General features: G+C 74.1%; 14 protein-coding genes. 11 read left to right on the top strand and 3 right to left on the bottom strand.

All coding sequences use genetic code 11. The features are described 5' to 3' along the window. Positions 1 to 19 precede the first annotated feature (19 nt). Positions 20 to 625, top strand: a complete 606-nt coding sequence (gene cbiT / locus QSK21_RS34610) for a precorrin-6Y C5,15-methyltransferase (decarboxylating) subunit CbiT (RefSeq protein ID WP_352231372.1) — start codon at positions 20 to 22, stop codon at positions 623 to 625. Here the strand turns inward: cbiT and QSK21_RS34605 are convergent. After that, positions 585 to 1,622: a cobalt-precorrin-5B (C(1))-methyltransferase gene (locus QSK21_RS34605; protein WP_285701943.1), complete on the bottom strand. Its 1,038-nt coding sequence runs from the start codon at positions 1,620 to 1,622 to the stop codon at positions 585 to 587. The genes cbiT and QSK21_RS34605 overlap by 41 nt on opposite strands. An 18-nt stretch (positions 1,623 to 1,640) precedes the next feature. Here QSK21_RS34605 and QSK21_RS34600 point away from each other — a divergent pair, with 18 nt between their 5' ends. Both QSK21_RS34600 and QSK21_RS34595 read left to right on the top strand, forming a co-directional pair. Beyond that, complete coding sequence (locus tag QSK21_RS34600; protein ID WP_285701942.1) at positions 1,641 to 2,375, top strand: cobalt-precorrin-6A reductase; 735 nt, start codon at positions 1,641 to 1,643, stop codon at positions 2,373 to 2,375. A 125-nt stretch (positions 2,376 to 2,500) separates the two neighbouring features. Then, entirely contained in the window at positions 2,501 to 4,339 is a 1,839-nt protein-coding gene (locus tag QSK21_RS34595) for a substrate-binding domain-containing protein (protein ID WP_285701941.1), read from the top strand. 13 nt (positions 4,340 to 4,352) lie between these two features. Here the strand turns inward: QSK21_RS34595 and QSK21_RS34590 are convergent, their stop codons facing one another. Then, positions 4,353 to 5,558, bottom strand: a complete 1,206-nt coding sequence (locus tag QSK21_RS34590; RefSeq protein WP_285701940.1) for a PucR family transcriptional regulator — start codon at positions 5,556 to 5,558, stop codon at positions 4,353 to 4,355. Between the two features lie 300 nt (positions 5,559 to 5,858). Between QSK21_RS34590 and QSK21_RS34585 the strand changes: the two genes are divergently transcribed. The 7 genes from QSK21_RS34585 to QSK21_RS34555 all read left to right on the top strand — a co-directional run bounded on the left by QSK21_RS34585 (position 5,859) and on the right by QSK21_RS34555 (position 14,535). Next, positions 5,859 to 6,662 (top strand): ABC transporter ATP-binding protein, encoded by an 804-nt coding sequence (locus tag QSK21_RS34585; RefSeq protein WP_285701939.1) that lies wholly within the window; start codon positions 5,859 to 5,861, stop codon positions 6,660 to 6,662. Then, entirely contained in the window at positions 6,659 to 7,507 is an 849-nt protein-coding gene (locus QSK21_RS34580) for an ABC transporter ATP-binding protein (protein ID WP_285701938.1), read from the top strand. Before QSK21_RS34585 ends, QSK21_RS34580 begins: the two co-directional genes overlap by 4 nt. Then, positions 7,504 to 8,403 (top strand): branched-chain amino acid ABC transporter permease, encoded by a 900-nt coding sequence (locus QSK21_RS34575; protein WP_285701937.1) that lies wholly within the window; start codon positions 7,504 to 7,506, stop codon positions 8,401 to 8,403. Before QSK21_RS34580 ends, QSK21_RS34575 begins: the two co-directional genes overlap by 4 nt. After that, positions 8,396 to 9,562: a branched-chain amino acid ABC transporter permease gene (locus tag QSK21_RS34570; RefSeq protein WP_352231371.1), complete on the top strand. Its 1,167-nt coding sequence runs from the start codon at positions 8,396 to 8,398 to the stop codon at positions 9,560 to 9,562. Before QSK21_RS34575 ends, QSK21_RS34570 begins: the two co-directional genes overlap by 8 nt. Continuing rightward, positions 9,559 to 10,830, top strand: coding sequence for an ABC transporter substrate-binding protein (locus tag QSK21_RS34565; RefSeq protein WP_285701936.1), 1,272 nt, complete (start codon positions 9,559 to 9,561; stop codon positions 10,828 to 10,830). Before QSK21_RS34570 ends, QSK21_RS34565 begins: the two co-directional genes overlap by 4 nt. A 48-nt stretch (positions 10,831 to 10,878) precedes the next feature. Beyond that, positions 10,879 to 13,848 carry a helix-turn-helix transcriptional regulator gene (locus tag QSK21_RS34560; protein WP_285701935.1) on the top strand — a complete coding sequence of 990 codons (2,970 nt, stop codon included), beginning with the start codon at positions 10,879 to 10,881 and terminating at the stop codon, positions 13,846 to 13,848. Between the two features lie 270 nt (positions 13,849 to 14,118). Continuing rightward, on the top strand, positions 14,119 to 14,535 hold the full coding sequence (locus QSK21_RS34555; RefSeq protein ID WP_285701934.1) for an ATP-binding protein: 417 nt from the start codon (positions 14,119 to 14,121) through the stop codon (positions 14,533 to 14,535). Positions 14,536 to 14,548: 13 nt separating this feature from the next. Here QSK21_RS34555 and QSK21_RS34550 read toward each other — a convergent pair whose 3' ends face one another. Continuing rightward, positions 14,549 to 16,099: an MDR family MFS transporter gene (locus QSK21_RS34550; RefSeq protein WP_285701965.1), complete on the bottom strand. Its 1,551-nt coding sequence runs from the start codon at positions 16,097 to 16,099 to the stop codon at positions 14,549 to 14,551. Between the two features lie 159 nt (positions 16,100 to 16,258). On the opposite strand from QSK21_RS34550, the gene QSK21_RS34545 reads away from it, so the two are divergent. Continuing rightward, on the top strand, positions 16,259 to 16,861 hold the full coding sequence (locus QSK21_RS34545; protein WP_285701933.1) for a TetR/AcrR family transcriptional regulator: 603 nt from the start codon (positions 16,259 to 16,261) through the stop codon (positions 16,859 to 16,861). Positions 16,862 to 16,984 lie beyond the last annotated feature (123 nt).

The following is a 16,984-nucleotide window of genomic DNA, read 5'->3' as shown; positions in this document are numbered from 1 at the left end:
CCGCCGACGAAGGGACGCGATGACCGCACACGACCAGGCCGTCCCGGGGCTGCCGGACGACGCGTACGACCACGACGGCCAGCTCACCAAGCGCGAGGTACGCGCGGTCACGCTGGCCCGGCTCGCGCCCGCGCCGGGGGAACTGCTCTGGGACGTGGGCGCCGGTGCGGGCAGCGTCGCGATCGAGTGGATGCGCGCGGCCCCGTCCTGCCGGGCGGTCGCCATCGAGGGCCGGGCGGATCGCGCCGCCCGCGCCGCCGCCAACGCCGCCGCCCTCGGCGTCCCGGGCCTCCAGGTGGTCACCGGCGAGGCGCCGGGCGCGCTGGCCGGCCTCGACACCCCGGACGCGATCTTCATCGGTGGGGGCGTGACCGTCCCCGGCCTGATCGAGACCTGCTGGAACGCGCTGCGCCCGTCCGGCCGCCTCGTCGTCAACACGGTCACCGTCGAGGGGGAGCGCGCGGTCCTGGCCGCCCGCGAGTGCTTCGGCGGCGACCTGAGCCGGATCGCCGTCGAGCACGCCGTCCCGCTCGGCGGCCTCACCGCCTGGCGCCCCCGGCTTCCCGTCCTCCAGTGGACGGCGGTCAGGGGGCTTGGCCGACGATCGTCCCGGCCCGGTCGATGACCACGATGTCGACCTCGACCGGGGCGCCGCGCAGGACGTCCAACGCCACCTCGCGGGCGCGGGCGGCGACGAGGCCGCCCAGCGGCAACCCGGCGTCCGCGCAGATCCGCAGCGCCTCCAAGGCCGTGCCTGCGCTCCTTACCCGTTCGGCGACCTCCGGGTTCTCCTGCACCAGTCCCGCCAGCAGGCCGAAATCCACCTCTGAGCGCTTGGAGTGCAGGTCCAGATGGCCCCCGGCCAGCTTGGCGAGCTTGCCGATGCCACCGGCGATGGTGAGCCTCGGCACCGGGTGGCGCCGCAGGTACTTGAGGACCGCTCCGGCGAAGTCGCCCATGTCCAGTAGCGCGTCCTCGGGCAGGCCGTGCAGTTCGGCGACGACCCGTTCGGACGTGCTTCCCGTCGCCCCCGCGACATGGGTGCGCCCGGCGGCGCGCGCAACGTCCACCCCGCGCCGGATGCTGTCGATCCATGCCGAGCACGAGTACGGGACGACGATGCCGGTCGTCCCGAGGATGGACAGGCCGCCGAGGATGCCGAGCCGCGGGTTCCAGGTGTGGCGGGCCAGTTCCTCGCCGCCGTCGACCGAGATCTCCACGATCGCGTCGGCGCCGTCCAGGACCTCGCGCATCATCCGGCGCGGCACCGGGTTGATCGCGGGCTCCCCGACCTCCAGCGGCAGCCCCGGCTTGGTGACCGTGCCGACGCCCGGCCCCGCGCGGAACACCACGCCCGTGCCCGGAGCGCCCAGCCGCACGGTGGAACGGACCAGCGCGCCATGCGTGACGTCCGGATCGTCGCCCGCGTCCTTGACGATCCCCGCCATGGCGGCGCCGTCCCTCAGCTCCTCGGCCGCCAGCGCGAAGGCCGGGCGCCGCCCGCCGGGCAGGGTGATCTCGACCGGGTCGGGGAACTCGCCGGTCAGCAGCGCGGTGTAGGCGGCCTTGGTCGCCGCCGTCGCGCACGCGCCCGTCGTCCACCCGTACCGCAGAGAGCTCACGGCCCTACCATGCACCCCGTGCGGGTGTTGCTGCTCGGCGGGACCGCCGAGGCCCGGCGGCTGGCCGGTGAGCTGGCGGGACGGCCGGAGTACGACGTGGTCGGCTCGCTGGCGGGACGGGTCGCCGCGCCCGCGTCGGCGCCCGTTCCCACGCGGATCGGCGGGTTCGGCGGCGTGGACGGGCTGGCGGCCTGGCTGGAGGCGGAGCGGATCGACGTGGTGGTGGACGCCACGCACCCGTTCGCGGCGAGGATCACCCGGTCGGCCGTAGTGGCGGCACGCCGGACGGGGGTGCCGCTGCTGGTGCTGCGCCGCCCCGGCTGGGCCGAAGGGCCGGGGGACGACTGGCGCCGCGTCCCGTCCCTGGAGGAGGCGGCGCGGCGGCTGCCCGGCGACCGTGTCTTCCTCGCCACGGGACGCATGGGGCTGGCCGCGTTCGCGCACGACCACGAACGCTGGTACCTGGTGCGGTCGGTCGAGCCCCCGGCCCCGCCGATGCCGCCGCGCGCGCAGGTCGTGTTGGGACGCGGCCCGTTCACCGTGGACGGTGAGGTCGCCCTGATGCGCGAGCACCGCATCGACGTGCTCGTCACCAAGGACAGCGGTGGAGAGGCGACGGCCGCCAAGCTCGTCGCCGCGCGCAGGTTGCGCGTCCCCGTGGTCATGGTGGACCGGCCTCCCGCGCCCGACGCGGCCACGGTGACCAGCACGGACGAGGCGCTGACCTGGCTGTTCCGCCTGACCGCGGATTAACAAAGCACCGGAAAACTCCCTACAAAACGCCTTTTTCGCTCATCAAGGGAGATGATTCAACTATCCGGGCGAAAATATCCCTGGTGCCTCTGTCTCGACCGGACTCGACCGAAACGAGGGCGGCGGTGAGCGGACCTCTCCACCCAGGCGGACCCGGGGGCCGCGATCCGCGCGATCCCGCCAAGTACTTCGGCGGCGGGACGGCCGACGACGCCGGTGAGCACGAAAGCCCGCACCGGCCCGAGACCCGCCCGGCCCGAAGCGCACGCCCGCGACGCGGCATCATGGTCGGCCCGCTGGCGGGCGCGATCGCGCTCGTCGTACTGCTCGGCATCAGCCTCTACGCCTTCGTGGTCGCCGACAGCTCCTGCACCAGCACCGGGACGATCACACTGGACGTCGCCGTGGCGCCCGGCATCGAGCCCGCGATGAGGAACGCGGCCAACCGACTCGCCACAAGCGGGCAGGCACGATGCACACGCGCGACCGTGCGCACGGCCGACCCCGCGGAGGTGGCCGCACTGCTGGCGGGGACCGTTCCGGGACGGGCGGAGCGCAGGCCCGACGTGTGGATCCCCGACTCCTCCCTCTGGATCGCGATGGCCGGCACGAAGGACCGGAACATCCGGCCGACCCGCACGTCCGTCGCCCGGAGCCCGGTCGTCGTGGCACTCCCCCGCTCCCTGGCCACCACCCTCAGGTCCCGGGGGAACCCGTCGTGGAACGACCTGCTGCGGGCGGCCGGGGCCACGACGGGCGGGGCGGCCCCCAAGAACGCGGTGATCCCGCCCGGGTCGGCGCGGCTGCTGGTGCCCGACCCGGCCCGTAACGCCGCCGGGATGCACGCGCTCGTCCTCACCGACGCCCTCCTGGCCGGCGACCCGAACCAGAACGCGATCTTCGCGGGGGTCGCGCGTACCGTCCGGGAGGCCACCCTGCCGACCGTGCGGGCCGAGTTCGCGCGGTTCCGGCCGATGAGGACGGGACGGCGCCCGATCGCACTGGCCTCCGAGCGGGACGTGTGGGCGTTCAACCGGACCCGCCCTGCCGAACCCGCCGTCGCCGTGTACCCGCGAGAGGGCACGCTGTCCCTCGACCACCCGTACACGATCACGGCCGTCGACCCGGCCCGCCGGAACGCGGCGCGGCTGCTGGAGCGCGCCATGAGCGCCCGCGCCACCCGGGACGAGCTGCGCGCGCTCGGCTACCGCGCGCCGGACGGGACGGCCCCGGCGACGTTCACCGCGGCGTCGGGGGTGAACCCCGCCCGTACGCGGGAGCTACCCGCCCCACGCCCGGACAGGGTGCGGCACGTCATGCAGTCCTGGTCGAGGCTCGCGCTGGGCATCCGGCTGCTGACCCTGCTGGACATCTCCGGAACGATGGCCGAGCCGATCGCCCCGGGCACGACCCGGCTCCAGGCCACGGCGCGGACCGCGCAGACCGGGCTCAGCATGATGTCCGACGACACCGAGCTGGGCGTGTGGGCGTTCTCCACCCGGCTGCGCGGCGACCGGGACTGGATCCAGCTCGTCCCGGTCGGGCCGCTGGGCGAGCGGATCGGTTCGGCGACCCGCCGCCAGAAGGTGCTGTCCAGCCTGGGCGCGATCCGTCCCAAGGTCACCGGCGACACCGGGCTGTTCGAGACGCTGACGGCGGCGTACCGGGAGATGACGCTGACCTACAAGCCGGAGTTCATCAACACGGTGCTGCTGTTCACCGACGGCAAGGGCAACGACGACCCGGGCGGGCCGACGCTGGCGCGCACGCTGTCCCGCCTGCGGGCGATCACCGATCCCGGCCGGCCGGTGCAGATCATCATGGTCGGGGTGGGCCGGGGCGTGGACACCCGCGAGCTGCGGCGCATCGCGGGGGTGGTGCCGGGCGCGGTGTACGTCGCGGAGTCCCCCGACCGGATCGTCACGATCTTCCTCGCCGCGATGTCCCGCCGGATCGGCGGCTGAGCCGCGCGTCCCGCTACGGCGCGTCCAGCAGCCGGACCGCGGCCAGCGCCAGCACCATCTCCGTCAGGTCGCCGGGACGCGCCAGCAGCCTGCCGGTGAGCTGCTCGATGCGGCGCAGCCGGTTCAGCACCGTGTTGTGGTGGCAGTACAGCTTGGCCGCCGCGCGGGACGCCGAGCCGTCGCACTCCAGCCAGGTGGTGAGGGTGGACAGCAGAACGTCACGGTAGGCCGGGTCGATCTCGTACAGCGGGCCGAGCACGGTGCGGCCCAGCCGGCTCGCCAGCCGGGGCTGGGAGACCACCAGCGCCGCGGGCAGCCGCCGGTCCAGCGGCGCGATCTCCGGCTCGCCGCCCCAGCAGGTACGCCGCGCCAGCTCGGCGAGCCACCGCGCGGTGCCCAGCTCGGCCAGCGTGGTCACGACCGGGCTGACCCCGGCGTGCGCGCGCAGACGCGGCCGCAGCGTCTCGACCAGTTCCTCCAGGCTCGCGTTGCCGAGCGCGACCAGGGCGACCTGGGCGTCGGCGCGCATCCGCCAGATGAACCGCATCCCGCCGGAGGTCACGGGGCCGTCCTCGCCGCCGGGCCGGTCGGGCATCTCCGCCTGGCCGACCGCGACGACCGCGTACCGGCCCTGCTCGGGCAGCCCCAGCACCTCGCCGGCGGTGGCGATGAGCGAGCCGTCGGAGCCGTGCCCCTCCAGCAGCGCGTCAACGACCGCCTGGATCCGCTCCTCGCTGCGGCGCAGCAGGTCGTACTCGGTGCGGTGGTAGGCGGCAGCGGCGGCGCTGGACTGCTCGTCGATGGTGTACCAGGTGCGGGTGGCGTGCCGGACCAGCATCGGCACGTGCTCGGGCGCGTCCTGGCTCACCGCCTCGACGACGGCCTCCCAGAACACCATCCCCGCCAGCCGGTACGAGCGCAGTAGCTGGTCCAACGGCTGGCCCTGCTCGGCGCGGCGCCGCCCGAGGCGCTCGGCCCACTCCAGGTCGGTACGGCCGCGGCCGGGTTCGAGGATGGCCTCCAGCCCGTGCCCCAGCCCGACATGGCACACCTGCCACAGGTCGTCGCGCAGGCCGGGCGGGCGTTCCCACTCCTCGCCGCGCAGGATCTCGGCGACCAGCCGGTCGGCCAGGTCCGGCAGCCGGTCCGACAGCCGCCGCACCGCCTTCCGCATGATCGCCGCACCGCCGTGTTCCGTCTGCGTCGCCGTGACCGCCATGTGTCCCTCCCCTCTGGGGGTGGCGCCATGGTGCCATCGGTCCGCGGGTGTGACCAGACACACGGAGGCCCGGCGCCCGCGGACTGTGACGGCTCACAACGGCGGCCCGCGGCGGTTGCTTCGCCTCCCTCAATCCGAACCGCGCTCTGGACCGGCCTCTCCGGGGCGTGCTGATGTTCAAACCCCCGACCACCGCAGCGGCCCGCCGGACCGGCCATGCGGGAGTCGCGCGGCAGGGATCAGGACCCACGAAGGAGGCCAGGTGCGCGCTCAGCGACCGCGAAGCGGGGGGACGCCGGGATGAGCCCGCCGGCATTGGCGGTGACCGGCCTCACCGTCGACTATGGCCCCGTCCGCGCGCTGCGGGACGTCTCGCTCCTGGTGCCCGAGGGCGGGTTCGTCGCCGTCCTGGGCGGCAACGGGGCGGGCAAGTCGACGCTGCTGCGGGCCATCTCCGGGGTGCTGCCGTTCCACGGCGGCGTGGTGCGCGAGGGAGGGATCACGGCGGCGGGGACGCCGTTGCGCGGCCGCCGTCCCGACCAGATCGTCCGGCAGGGCGTGGTGCAGATCCCCGAGGGACGGGACGTGTTCGCGCGCATGACGGTCGCCGAGAACCTGCGGGCGGGCGCTCTGGGCGTCCGCGACCGCGCGGCGGTCGCTGCGGCCAGGGAACGGGTGCTCCGGCTGTTCCCCGTGCTGGCCGAGCGCGAGAGGCAGCGCGCCGGGCTGCTGTCGGGCGGCGAGCAGCAGATGCTCGCCATCGGCCGCGCGCTGATGGCCGGGCCGCGGCTGCTCCTGCTGGACGAGCCGTCGCTGGGCCTGGCCCCCATCATGATCGGCCGGATCGCCGAGACGATCAGCGCGATCAACGGCGAGGGCATCGCGGTGCTGCTGATCGAGCAGAACGCGGCGCTGGCCCTGGAGCTGGCCTCGTACGCCTACGTGCTGGAGGTCGGCGCCGTCGCGCTGGAGGGATCGGCGCGGGAGCTGGCCGCGTCCCCCGAGGTCAGGGACCGCTACCTGGGCATCACCGGCGGCGCGGACGACGAGCCCGACCTCGCGGCGACGGGCCCGGCGAAGACGCTCACGAGGTGGTCGGGATGACCACCGCCACCGCCCGGCCCGGCGGCACCGCGCCCGCGCCGCCGCCCTCGGACGCGCCCGAGCTGGTCGTGTCCGCGCTCACCGTCCGGTTCGCCGGGCTCACCGCGCTGGACGAGGTGAGCTTCACCGTCCCGCCCGGATCCCTGCACGCGCTGATCGGGCCGAACGGGGCCGGCAAGTCGACGTGCTTCAACGTGCTCTCCGGGCTGTACCGGGCCACGTCCGGCAGCGTGCGGCTCGGCGACGTCGAGCTGACGTCGCTCAGCCCGCACCGCATCGCCGCGCTCGGCGTGGCCCGCACGTTCCAGAACATCGCGCTGTCGGGACGGCTCAGCACCGCCGACAACCTGATGCTGGGCCGCCACCGGCTCACCAGGACCGGGTTCGTGTCGGCCGGGCTGCGGCTGCCCCGAGGGCGCCGCGAGGAACGCCGGCACCGCGAGCGGGTCCGGGAGATCGCCGAGTTCGTGGGGATCGCCGACCATCTGCCCGTCCCGGCGGGGCTGCTCCCGTACGGCGTGCAGAAGCGGGTCGAGCTGGCCCGCGCGCTGTGCCTGGAACCGCGGATCCTGCTGCTGGACGAGCCGGTCGCGGGGATGAACGGGGCCGAGCGGCGCGCGATGGCGGCCACGCTGCGCCGGATCCGCGCCGGGCTCGGGCTGTCGATCCTGCTGGTCGAGCACGACATGGACATGGTCACGCGGCTGGCCGACGAGGTCACCGTCCTGGACTTCGGCAAGCGCATCGCGACGGGCCCGCCGGCCCGCGTCCAGCGGGACCCCGAGGTGATCCGCGCCTACCTCGGCACGTCCCCCATCCGCCGGGAAGGTGAGGCCACCCCATGAGCGCGTTCGCCGAGGTCCTGGTCAACGGGCTGTCCAGCGGGGCGGTCTACGCGCTCATCGCGCTGGGATTCGTGATCATCTACAAGGCCACCGAGGTGATCAATTTCGCCCATCCGTCGTTGCTGCTCGCCGGGGGCTATGTGATCGCCGAGCTGCACGACGAGGTCGGCTTCGCCGCGGCCGTGCTGCTCGGCATCGCCGCCACCGCGGCGCTGGCCGCACTGGTGGAGCTGGTGGTGCTGCGCCGGCTCAAGGCGAGCGCGGCGGGCGGGCACTCGACGCTGAGCATCGTCACCATCGGCGTCGACATCGTCCTCACCGTCGAGCTGACCCGGCGGATCGGCACCGAGGTCATGCCGCTGGGCGATCCCTGGGGCGACCGGGTGGTGCGGCTCGGCGACGTGACGATCGCGCAGACCAGGATCGCGGCCATCCTCGTCGCCGTCGCGGCGATCACCGCGTTCCTGCTGGCGTTCAAGTACACCTCGTGGGGCATCGCGATGCGGGCCACCGCGGAACGCAGGGAGACCGCGGCGCTGATGGGCGTCAGGCTCGGCCGCGTGTCCGCCGGGGCCTGGGCGGTGGCCGGGGCGTTCGCCGCGCTGGCCGCGCTGTTCCTGTGCGTGTTCCCCACCCCCGGGCTCGATCGCACCACCTCGTTCACCGCGCTCAAGGCCCTGCCCGCCGCGGTGATCGGCGGCGTGGACTCCACGACCGGCGCGCTGGTCGGCGGGCTGCTGATCGGCGTCACCGAGTCCGCGGTGGTCGGCTACCAGAACGATGTCTCCCTGCTGGGCGGCGGGTTCGCCGAGGTCGCCCCGTACCTGCTGATGGCCGTGGTGCTGCTGGCCCGCCCCGCCGGGCTGTTCGGGACGCGGGAGGTCGGCCGTGTCTGAGCGCCTGCCGCGCGTCCTGCCGCCGGCCGCCGGCCTGGCCGTCATGCTGGCGCTGCCGTTCTACGCGGGGTCGTTCTGGCTCCAGGCCGGACTGTTCGCGATGGCGGCCGCGATCGGCGCCATCGGCCTGAACCTGCTCACCGGCGCGGCCGGGCAACTGTCCCTCGGCCACGCGTTCTTCCTCGCCGTCGGCGCGTACTCCTACGTCTGGCTGGCCGCCGAGCCGGAGACCGTCTCGGGCCACGAACTGACCGGCCTCGCGCTGCCCACGCCGGTCGCGGCGGTCGCCGCCGTCGGCATCGCCGGGCTCGCCGGCGGGCTGTGCGCGCCGCTGGCCGGACGCCTCAAGGGCGCCTCCCTCGGCGTCGCCACGCTCGCGCTGGTGTTCGCCGGCCAGCACGTCCTGTTCCGCGCCGAGCCGCTGACCGGCGGCGTCAACGGGCGCGGGGTCCCGCCGATGGAGCTGTTCGGGCTGCGCCTCACCGACGTGCCGCAGCCCGCGGTGATCCTCGGCGTCCCGTTCGGCGGGCTCGAACGGCTCTGGTACCTCGGCCTCGCCCTGCTGGTGGCCGCGGCCTGGTTCGCCCGCGGCGTGCTGCGCTCCCGTCCGGGACGGGCGCTCAACACCATCCGCGACCACGAGATCGCCGCCGGGGCGCTGGGCGTGCCGGTCGCCCGGTACCGGGCCGGAGCGTTCGCGCTGTCGTCGATGTACGCGGGGGTGGCCGGGGTGCTGCTGGCGCTGGTGTTCCAGCGCACCGTCCCCGACTACTTCGGGCTCGCGCTGGCGCTCGACTACCTCGCCATGATCGTCATCGGCGGGCTCGGCTCGGTGGGCGGCGCGGTGCTCGGCGCGGTCTTCGTGTCGATGCTGCCGTCCCTGCTGACCCGCTACGGCGACGCGATCCCCCTGGTCGCCGAGCCGGGCGCCGCCTCGGGGCTGGCCCCCGCCGAGGCGGCCAGGCTGCTGTACGGGGCCGCGTTCATCGCCGTCCTGCTGTTCCTGCCCGGCGGGCTGCTCGGCCTGGCCGCCCGCGTCCGGCGCAGGCCGGCCCTTCCGTCACCCCGCCGCGCCGACCCGCTCGGGCGCGGCGGGGCCGCCGAAACCCCGCCCGCCATCGGCCATGCCGGCCAAGAAACCGAGGAGCGAACCGTATGAAGCAACCGACGTACAGGCGGCGGGTCACCGCCGCCACCGCCGCGGCGCTGTCCCTGGCCCTCGCTGCCGGTGCCGCGGGATGCAGCGGCAAGGCGACCGGGGGCGGCGGCTCCGGCGGGGTCAAGACGGGCCCCGGCGTCACCGCCGACAAGATCACCCTGGCCGCGCTGACCGACCTCACCGGCCCCTACGCCGCGCTGGGCAAGGGCGTCACCCAGGCGCAGAAGCTGTACTACGACCAGATGAACGCCGCCGGCGGCGTGTGCGACCGCAAGATCGACTTCAAGGTGCGCGACCACGGCTACGACCCGCAGAAGGCGCTGGCCGCCTACAGCGAGGTCGGCCCGCAGTCGGCCGCGATCCCGCAGGTCATCGGCTCCCCGATCACCATCGCGCTGAAGTCGCGGATCGAGCGGGACCACATGCTCACCATCCCGCAGGCGTGGGCGCACACCCTGCTGGGCAGCAAGTACATCCAGATCACCAGCACCACCTACGACCTGGACATGGTCAACGGCGTCGACTTCCTCACCCGGACCAAGGGCATCGAGAAGGGCGACAAGATCGGCCATCTGATCCTGGAGGGCGACTACGGGCAGAGCGCGGTCGCCGGCTCCCGCTACGCCGCGGGCAAGGCCGGGCTGAGCCTGGTCGAGCAGCAGGTCAAGGCCACGGACGCGGACATGACCGCGCAGGTCGGGGCCTTCAAGAAGGCCGGGGTCAAGGCGATCCTGGTGAGCGTGAGCCCGCGGCAGGCCGCCTCCGTGGTCGGCGTGGCCGCCGCGACCGGGCTGAACGTCCCGTTCGTGGCGAGCAACTCCGCGTTCGCCCAGCAACTGCTGGCGACCCCGGTCGGCCCGATCATGGAGAAGTCGTACTTCATCATGACCGCGGCGCCGCCCTTCAGCCTGCGGAACCCGGCGATGGAGAAGCTGGCGGGCGAGTACCAGATGGCCTACAAGGGGCAGCCCCTGGACTCGGCCGTGTACTCCGGCTACGCCACGGCCGCCATCGTGGGCGAGGCGCTCAAGAAGGCGTGCGCCAACAAGGACCTGACCCGCGACGGGATCGTCAACGCGCACCGCTCCAACGCCAGGTTCGACATCGGCACGGGCGGCACCCCCATGGACTTCACCCAGTTCAACCGTCCCGCGTCCCGGGCGAGCTACGTCGTCCGGCCGGACAAGGCGGCCCGGGGCGGCACCAGCCTCGTCGAGGAGGCGAGGGAGTCGGAGCTGGCCAAGGGCTACAACCCGCCGCAGGGCTGATGTGAGGAACGTCGCCGAGGAGGAGTCACACGAAACGGAGGGCGCGACGTGGGAGCCGTAAGCCCGTCCGCCCGGAAGCACATCCCGGGCGCAACCCTGGCGGGCCTCCTGGACACCACCCCCCACGACACCGACCGACACGACCCATCCCGACACGACACCACCCGGCACTCCACCACCCGACGTGACAGGCCGACCGTGGCCGCCGCCGGCATCGCGCTGGACGGCGGCGGCCCGGCGCGCCCGCTCCGTGGACGCGAACGGGAGCTGGCCAGGCTCGACGGGCTGCTGGGCCGCGCCCGTGACGGCCACGGCGGCGCGCTCACCGTCATCGGCGGTCCCGGAACGGGCAAGAGCGCCCTGCTCGACACCGCCGTCCGGAAGGCGGGGACGGAATTCCGGGTCCTGCGCGGACGCGGCGTCCGACAGGAAAGCGCGGTCCCGTACGCGGGACTGCACCGCGTGCTGCGCCCGATCGCCGACCTCCTGGAGCGGTTCCCCAGCGTGCGGCAGGGCGGCGTTCCTTCCCTCGCCCTGTACGCGGAGGTGTGCTCGCTGCTGGCCGAGTCCGCCGCCGACCGGCCGGTGCTGTGCTGGATCGACGACGCGCACCGCCTGGACCGCGTCTCGCTGGAGGCGCTGGCGTTCGCGGCGCGGCGGCTGGCGGACGTCCCGGTGGCCATCCTGTTCGCCGCCCGTCCCGGCCAGCCCGGGTCGGCGGTGGCCGAATGCCTGGACGACATCCCACGGCTGGCGCTGGAACCGCTGGACGAGGCCGCGAGCGTCCGCGTCCTCCAGGACCTCACGTGCGGGGCCCTGGACGAGGAGGCGGCCTCCGAGGTCGCCGAGCCGTCCGGGGGCAATCCGCTCGCGCTGGCCGAACTGGCCGGCGCGCTGACCCCCGAGCAGCTCTCCGGCACGGCCCCACCGCCACGCTCGCTGCCGCAGAGAAGCGCACTGCGTGCCCACTACCGGCGGCGCTATCTGCGGCTGACCACCGGGGCCCGGCGGCTGGTGCTGCTGGCCGCCGCCGACGACCGGCTCGAACTGACGACGTTGTCGCGCGCCGCCGCCCTGGACGGCATCGACCCGCGCGAGCTGGAATGGGCGCGCGCCTCCGGGCTGGTCGAGATCGACGGGGGCCGGGTGGACATGCCGAGCGCGCTCGTCCGGTCCTGCCTGTACGCGGACGCCTCACCGGCCGAGCGGCGCGCCGTCCACGACCTGCTCGCCCGCGCGCTCGAGGGCGAATGGCACGCTCCCCGCCGGAGCTGGCACCGGGCGGCGCCCGTGGACGAGCCCGACGACGCGCTGGCCGACGACCTGGCGTGCGCGGCCGAGACGTCGCGGAGCACGGGCATGCACGCGGACGCGTCCCGCCTCTGGGAACGCGCCGCGTCCCTGTCCACCCGCCCGGAGGTACGCGCGGAACGCTACCTTTCGGCGGCGCACGAGGCGTGGGCCGCCGGACGGGGACGGCGTGCGCGCGTCCTGCTCAGGCGGGTGCGTCCGCTCACCTCCGACACCAACCCGGCTTTGGCCGGACGCACCGATCTGCTGCATGGCGACATCGAGTTCTGCGACGGGCTGCCGGTGATGGCGCAGTGGATCCTGCGGGAGGCCGCCGAACGCCTGGCGGAGGCGACCCCCGCCGACCCGGCGCCCGCGCTGGACGCCCTGCTGCGCGCCTCGGCCGCCGCCGACGCCACCGGCGACCACCACTACTACGGCGCCATCGTGACGCGGGCGCTGACGCTGACGACCCGTGCCCTCCAGGACGGGGCCACGCCGTCACCCGTCGTCGAGCTGATCCACGACTACTTCGCGGGAATGGCGGCGGCGGGGGCGAAACGGCGCGGCGAGGCGGTGCGGCGGCTCCGCCGCGTCCTGACGCTGGCCGAGACCATCGACTCCGCCGGCGTGCACCGCACCGACCTGCGGACCTGGGCGAGCGCCGCCGCGGTGGTGATCGGGGACGACCGGCGGGCCCGGGACCTGGCCGCCAGGGCCGTGGCGGCGGCGCGCGACGACGGCGGCGCGGTCGGCCTGCCCCGTGCGATGACGCTGCTGGCGCACTGCGAGATGTATCTCGGGCGGTACCCGGCCGCCGAGTCCACCGCCCGCGAGGGGCTGCGGCTGTCCATGGCGGCGGGGCAGCGCAACCAACTGATCGAGCAGCGCGCCGTCCTGGCGCTCCTGGCCGCGTTCCGGGGCGACAGGACGACCGCGCTCTCCCATCTGGACGGGCTGGCCGAGGAGGGCGGGCGGCGCGAGCTGATCCGCGCCACCTCGTTCGAGCCCTGGGCGCTGGCCTGCCTCGACCTGGCCGACGACCGCGCCGAGGACGCCGCCGCCCGGCTCCGGCAGCCCGCCGGGTCGGGGTCGGGGCACCCGGTGCTGCGGCTGCTGGCCATTCCGCACCTGGTCGAGGCGTGCGTACGGATGGGCGAGCACGAACCGGCGCGCCGCGCGTTCGCCGCGTTCGAGCGGTGGGCCGGGTACGGGCGCGGCCCGGCGCGCGCCGCGCTGGCCGAACGCTGCCGGGCGCTCCTGGCCCCGGACGAGGAGACCGCGCGCGACCACTACGAGGAGGCGCTGCGGCTCCACGAGGACGGCGACTCGGCGTTCGAGCTGGCCCGTACCGCGCTCCTGTACGGGCACCGGCTGCGGCGCGACCGGCGTCCCCGGGACGCCCGCCCGCACCTGCGCAACGCCGCGCAGATCTTCCAGCAGGCGGGGGCGGAGCCCTGGGCCGCCCGTGCCCGCGCCGAGCTGCGCGCCGCCGGGGAGACCCTGGACGGCCCGGCGCCCGCCGGGGGTGGCGCGGGCCGGGGACCGCTGGACGCGCTGACCGCTCAGCAGCTCCAGATCGCCCGGCTGGTCGCCGCCGGCGCCACCAACCGGGAGATCGCCGCCCGGCTGGTGATCAGCCCGCGTACGGTGGACGGCCATCTGCGCAACATCTTCACCCGCCTCGGGCTGCGTTCCCGGATCGAGCTGGCCCGCCTGCTCCGCTGAGCCGTGCACCAGCGAAACGGACATTTCGCCACGCTCACCACAACAGGGCGCACGGTCAGCGAAGCGATCGATGAAGTTTGCGCATTGCTCCATGTAAGGGCCCCGGGGGCGCGGGTACGGTGGTGCCCGCCAAGGAGAGCGGGACCCGGGCACCGCGCGCCGTTCGGGCGACCGGCCGCTGCAAGGCGTAGTCACACAGACGATCGACGAGCAGGATCGTGGTGATCTCGTGACCGGGTGCGGAGATCGGCCAGTCATGGCGGTGCGGCCATGACGGCCGCGATGGAGCGGCTCGGCGACCCTTTGCGGGTGTCCGGAGGCCGCGAGGACAGGCGGCGGGGCCAGGCGGTGCGCGGGGCGGTGCGCGAGCGGGCCGCCGCGCTCGTCGGCGATCCGGAGCTGCTGGACGACATCGAGCTGATGACCTCCGAGGCCATCGCCAACGCCGTCCTGCACGGCTCGGGCCCGATCGGGGTCACGGTCGCGACGGACGGCCGGCGGCTGCGGGTGGAGGTCCGCGACGACGGCCCGGCCGCCGCCCCGGCCGAGCCGGGACGGCGGCGCACCGACCACGGGCGTGGCCTGACGGTCATCGGCGCCCTGTCCGCCGACTGGGCGCTGGAGCGTTCGGAGACCGAGACCCGCCTCTGGTTCGAGGTGGAGATCCGCCCTCTCAAGAGCGGCTAGCGCCGCCGGAGGGTCAGCGCGCGGTCTTGGCCGTCACCTCGGGCAGGTCGCCGCCGGGCGCCTTCTCGGCGGGCAGGTCGAGCGCGTCCCGCAGCACGACCGGCTTGAGGGCCAGCGCCGCGACGATGCCGACGGCCGCGATCCCGATGGAGATCAGGAAGATGTGGCCGGTGGCGTCGCCGTAGGCCGCGCGCACGACCGCCTGGATGGGGCCGGGCAGGGACTGGATGTCCAGGTCGGCCCCTGCTCCGCCGCCGTTCCCGCGGACGCCGAGCCTGGCCAGGCCCTGCGCGATGTTGGTCGCGACGTGGTTGGCCAGGACCGCGCCCAGCACCGAGACGCCGATCGTCCCGCCGAGGGAGCGGAAGAAGGTGACCGCGCCGCTGGCCGCACCGACCTCGCGCAGCGCCACCGAGTTCTGCACGACCAGGACCAGGTTCTGCATGGACGAGCCGACGCCCAGCCCGATCAGCAGCATCGCCAGCGTCAGGAACCACAGCGGGGTGGTGTGGTCGATGGTGGCCATCATGGCGAACCCGCCGGTCAGCACGACGGTGCCGAACACGATGAACGGCTTTGGCCGGGCCGTCTTGCTGGTCAGCCGGCCGATGACGGTGGAGCCGCCCAGCACGCCCAGCATCATCGGGAAGGTGAGCAGGCCCGCCTCGGTCGGGGTGTAGCCGCGGCCGATCTGGAAGTACTGGCCGAGGAACACCGCGCCGCCGAACATGGCCATGCCGACCGACAGGCTCGCCACGATCGCGAGCGCGGTGTTGCGGCGGGCGATGACGTCCAGCGGGACGATGGGCTCGCGCACCCGCGACTCCACCAGCACCGCCAGCGCGATGATCAGCAGGCCGGGGACGACCATCGCCGCGGTCTGCCAGGAGACCCAGGGGAACGAGCCGTCGACGAAGGTGATCCACAGGAGCAGCAGGCTGACCCCGCTCGCGATCAGCACGGCGCCCCAGTAGTCGATCGAGACGTCCTCGCGCCGCACGTGCGGCAGCTTGAGGGTCTTCTGCAGCAGCAGGAACGCCGCCACGGAGAACGGCACGGCGATGAAGAAGCACCAGCGCCAGCCGAGCGCGGAGTCGACGATGACGCCGCCGAGCAGCGGGCCGCCCACCGTGGCCACGGCCATGACCGCGCCCAGGTAGCCGTAGTACCGGCCGCGCTCGCGCGGGCTGATCATGCTGGCCAGCACGATCTGGACGAGGATCTGGAGGGCGCCCATGCCGAGGCCCTGCACGGCCCTGGCGCCGATCAGCGTCTCGGTGTTGTGCGCGAAGCCGGACACCAGCGAGGCCGTGGTGAAGATCACGATGGCGGCCTGGAGCAGCTTCTTCTTGTCGTAGAGGTCGGCCAGCTTGCCCCAGATCGGGGTGCTGACGGTGGAGGTGAGCAGGGCCGCGGTGACGACCCAGGTGTACTGGGACTGGGTGCCCTTGAGCGCGCCGATGATCTGCGGTAGCGCCGTGGCGACGACGGTCGCGCTCAGCATGGCCACGAACAGCACCAGCAGGAGGCCGCTGAGCGCCTCCAAGGTCTGTCGTCGCGTCATCGGCGCGGGTTCGGTCTGCGCGCTCAAGCAGGGCCTCCTCAGGCGGTCGAACGTGGGTCGGTTCTGTGCGACATACACAGAATGCCCCGTGCCGAGGGAAAATTCCCAATGGGCAAAGTTTCTCAGTGGGCAGCAGTCCCGCTGGATAGGCTGCACACCATGGGCACCCCTGCCGGGCTCCGGGAGCGCAAGAAGGAGGCGACGCGCCAGGCGCTGCACGAGGCCGCGATGCGCCTGTCCGTGGAGCGCGGCCTGGACAACGTCACCGTCGAGGCCATCGCCGACGCCGCCGGGGTCTCCCGGCGGACCTTCTCCAACTACTTCGCGGGCAAGGAGGACGCCCTCCTCTACGGCGACGAACGGCGCATGAACCGGCTGCTGGAGGCGTTCACCGCCCGTCCGCCCGGCGAGCCCTCGTGGACGGCGCTCCACCGGGCGGCCCACAGCGTGTACGAGGAGATCGGCGAGCCCGACCCCCAGTGGGTCGCCCAGTCCCGCCTCGCCCGCAAGCATCCCTCCGTCCTGGAACGGCAGCTCACCCACTACGCGGGGTACGAGCGCCGCCTGGCCGAGCTCATCCGCGACCGCGACGACCTGCCGCCCGGAAGCCGCCGTCCCCGCGTTCTCGCGGGCGCCTTCCTCACCGCGATGCGGATCGCGGCACAGGTCTGGACCGAGGAGGAGCCCACAAGCCCCCTCCTGGCGGTGCTGGACGAGACCGTCGAGGAGATGGCCCGCCCCTTCACCGAACCGCCGGACTAGTGTCCTGCGCCAGGAATCCGTTCAAGATATGAGGCGAGGCGTTCGAGGATCTCGTCGGCGGTCTTGGTCCAGGTGAAGGGCCTGGGGTCTCTGTTCCAGGTCTTGATCCAGTCGCGGATGTCG

This window comes from Actinomadura sp. NBRC 104412 (genome assembly GCF_030269515.1).
In the GTDB taxonomy this organism is placed as follows: domain Bacteria; phylum Actinomycetota; class Actinomycetes; order Streptosporangiales; family Streptosporangiaceae; genus Spirillospora.
The sequence above is the reverse complement of the archived record's forward strand: the minus strand, read 5'-3'. Positions and strand labels throughout refer to the sequence as shown.

What these genes read in the sequence shown, in the direction of transcription:
- cbiT (WP_352231372.1), top strand. Translation starts at nt 20, where the DNA reads ATGACCGCACACGACCAGGCCGTCCCGGGGCTGCCGGACGACGCGTAC.
- QSK21_RS34590 (WP_285701940.1), bottom strand. Translation starts at nt 5,558, where the DNA reads ATGGCGGTCACGGCGACGCAGACGGAACACGGCGGTGCGGCGATCATG.
- QSK21_RS34585 (WP_285701939.1), top strand. Translation starts at nt 5,859, where the DNA reads ATGAGCCCGCCGGCATTGGCGGTGACCGGCCTCACCGTCGACTATGGC.
- QSK21_RS34580 (WP_285701938.1), top strand. Translation starts at nt 6,659, where the DNA reads ATGACCACCGCCACCGCCCGGCCCGGCGGCACCGCGCCCGCGCCGCCG.
- QSK21_RS34575 (WP_285701937.1), top strand. Translation starts at nt 7,504, where the DNA reads ATGAGCGCGTTCGCCGAGGTCCTGGTCAACGGGCTGTCCAGCGGGGCG.
- QSK21_RS34565 (WP_285701936.1), top strand. Translation starts at nt 9,559, where the DNA reads ATGAAGCAACCGACGTACAGGCGGCGGGTCACCGCCGCCACCGCCGCG.
- QSK21_RS34555 (WP_285701934.1), top strand. Translation starts at nt 14,119, where the DNA reads ATGACGGCCGCGATGGAGCGGCTCGGCGACCCTTTGCGGGTGTCCGGA.
- QSK21_RS34550 (WP_285701965.1), bottom strand. Translation starts at nt 16,099, where the DNA reads ATGACGCGACGACAGACCTTGGAGGCGCTCAGCGGCCTCCTGCTGGTG.
- QSK21_RS34545 (WP_285701933.1), top strand. Translation starts at nt 16,259, where the DNA reads ATGGGCACCCCTGCCGGGCTCCGGGAGCGCAAGAAGGAGGCGACGCGC.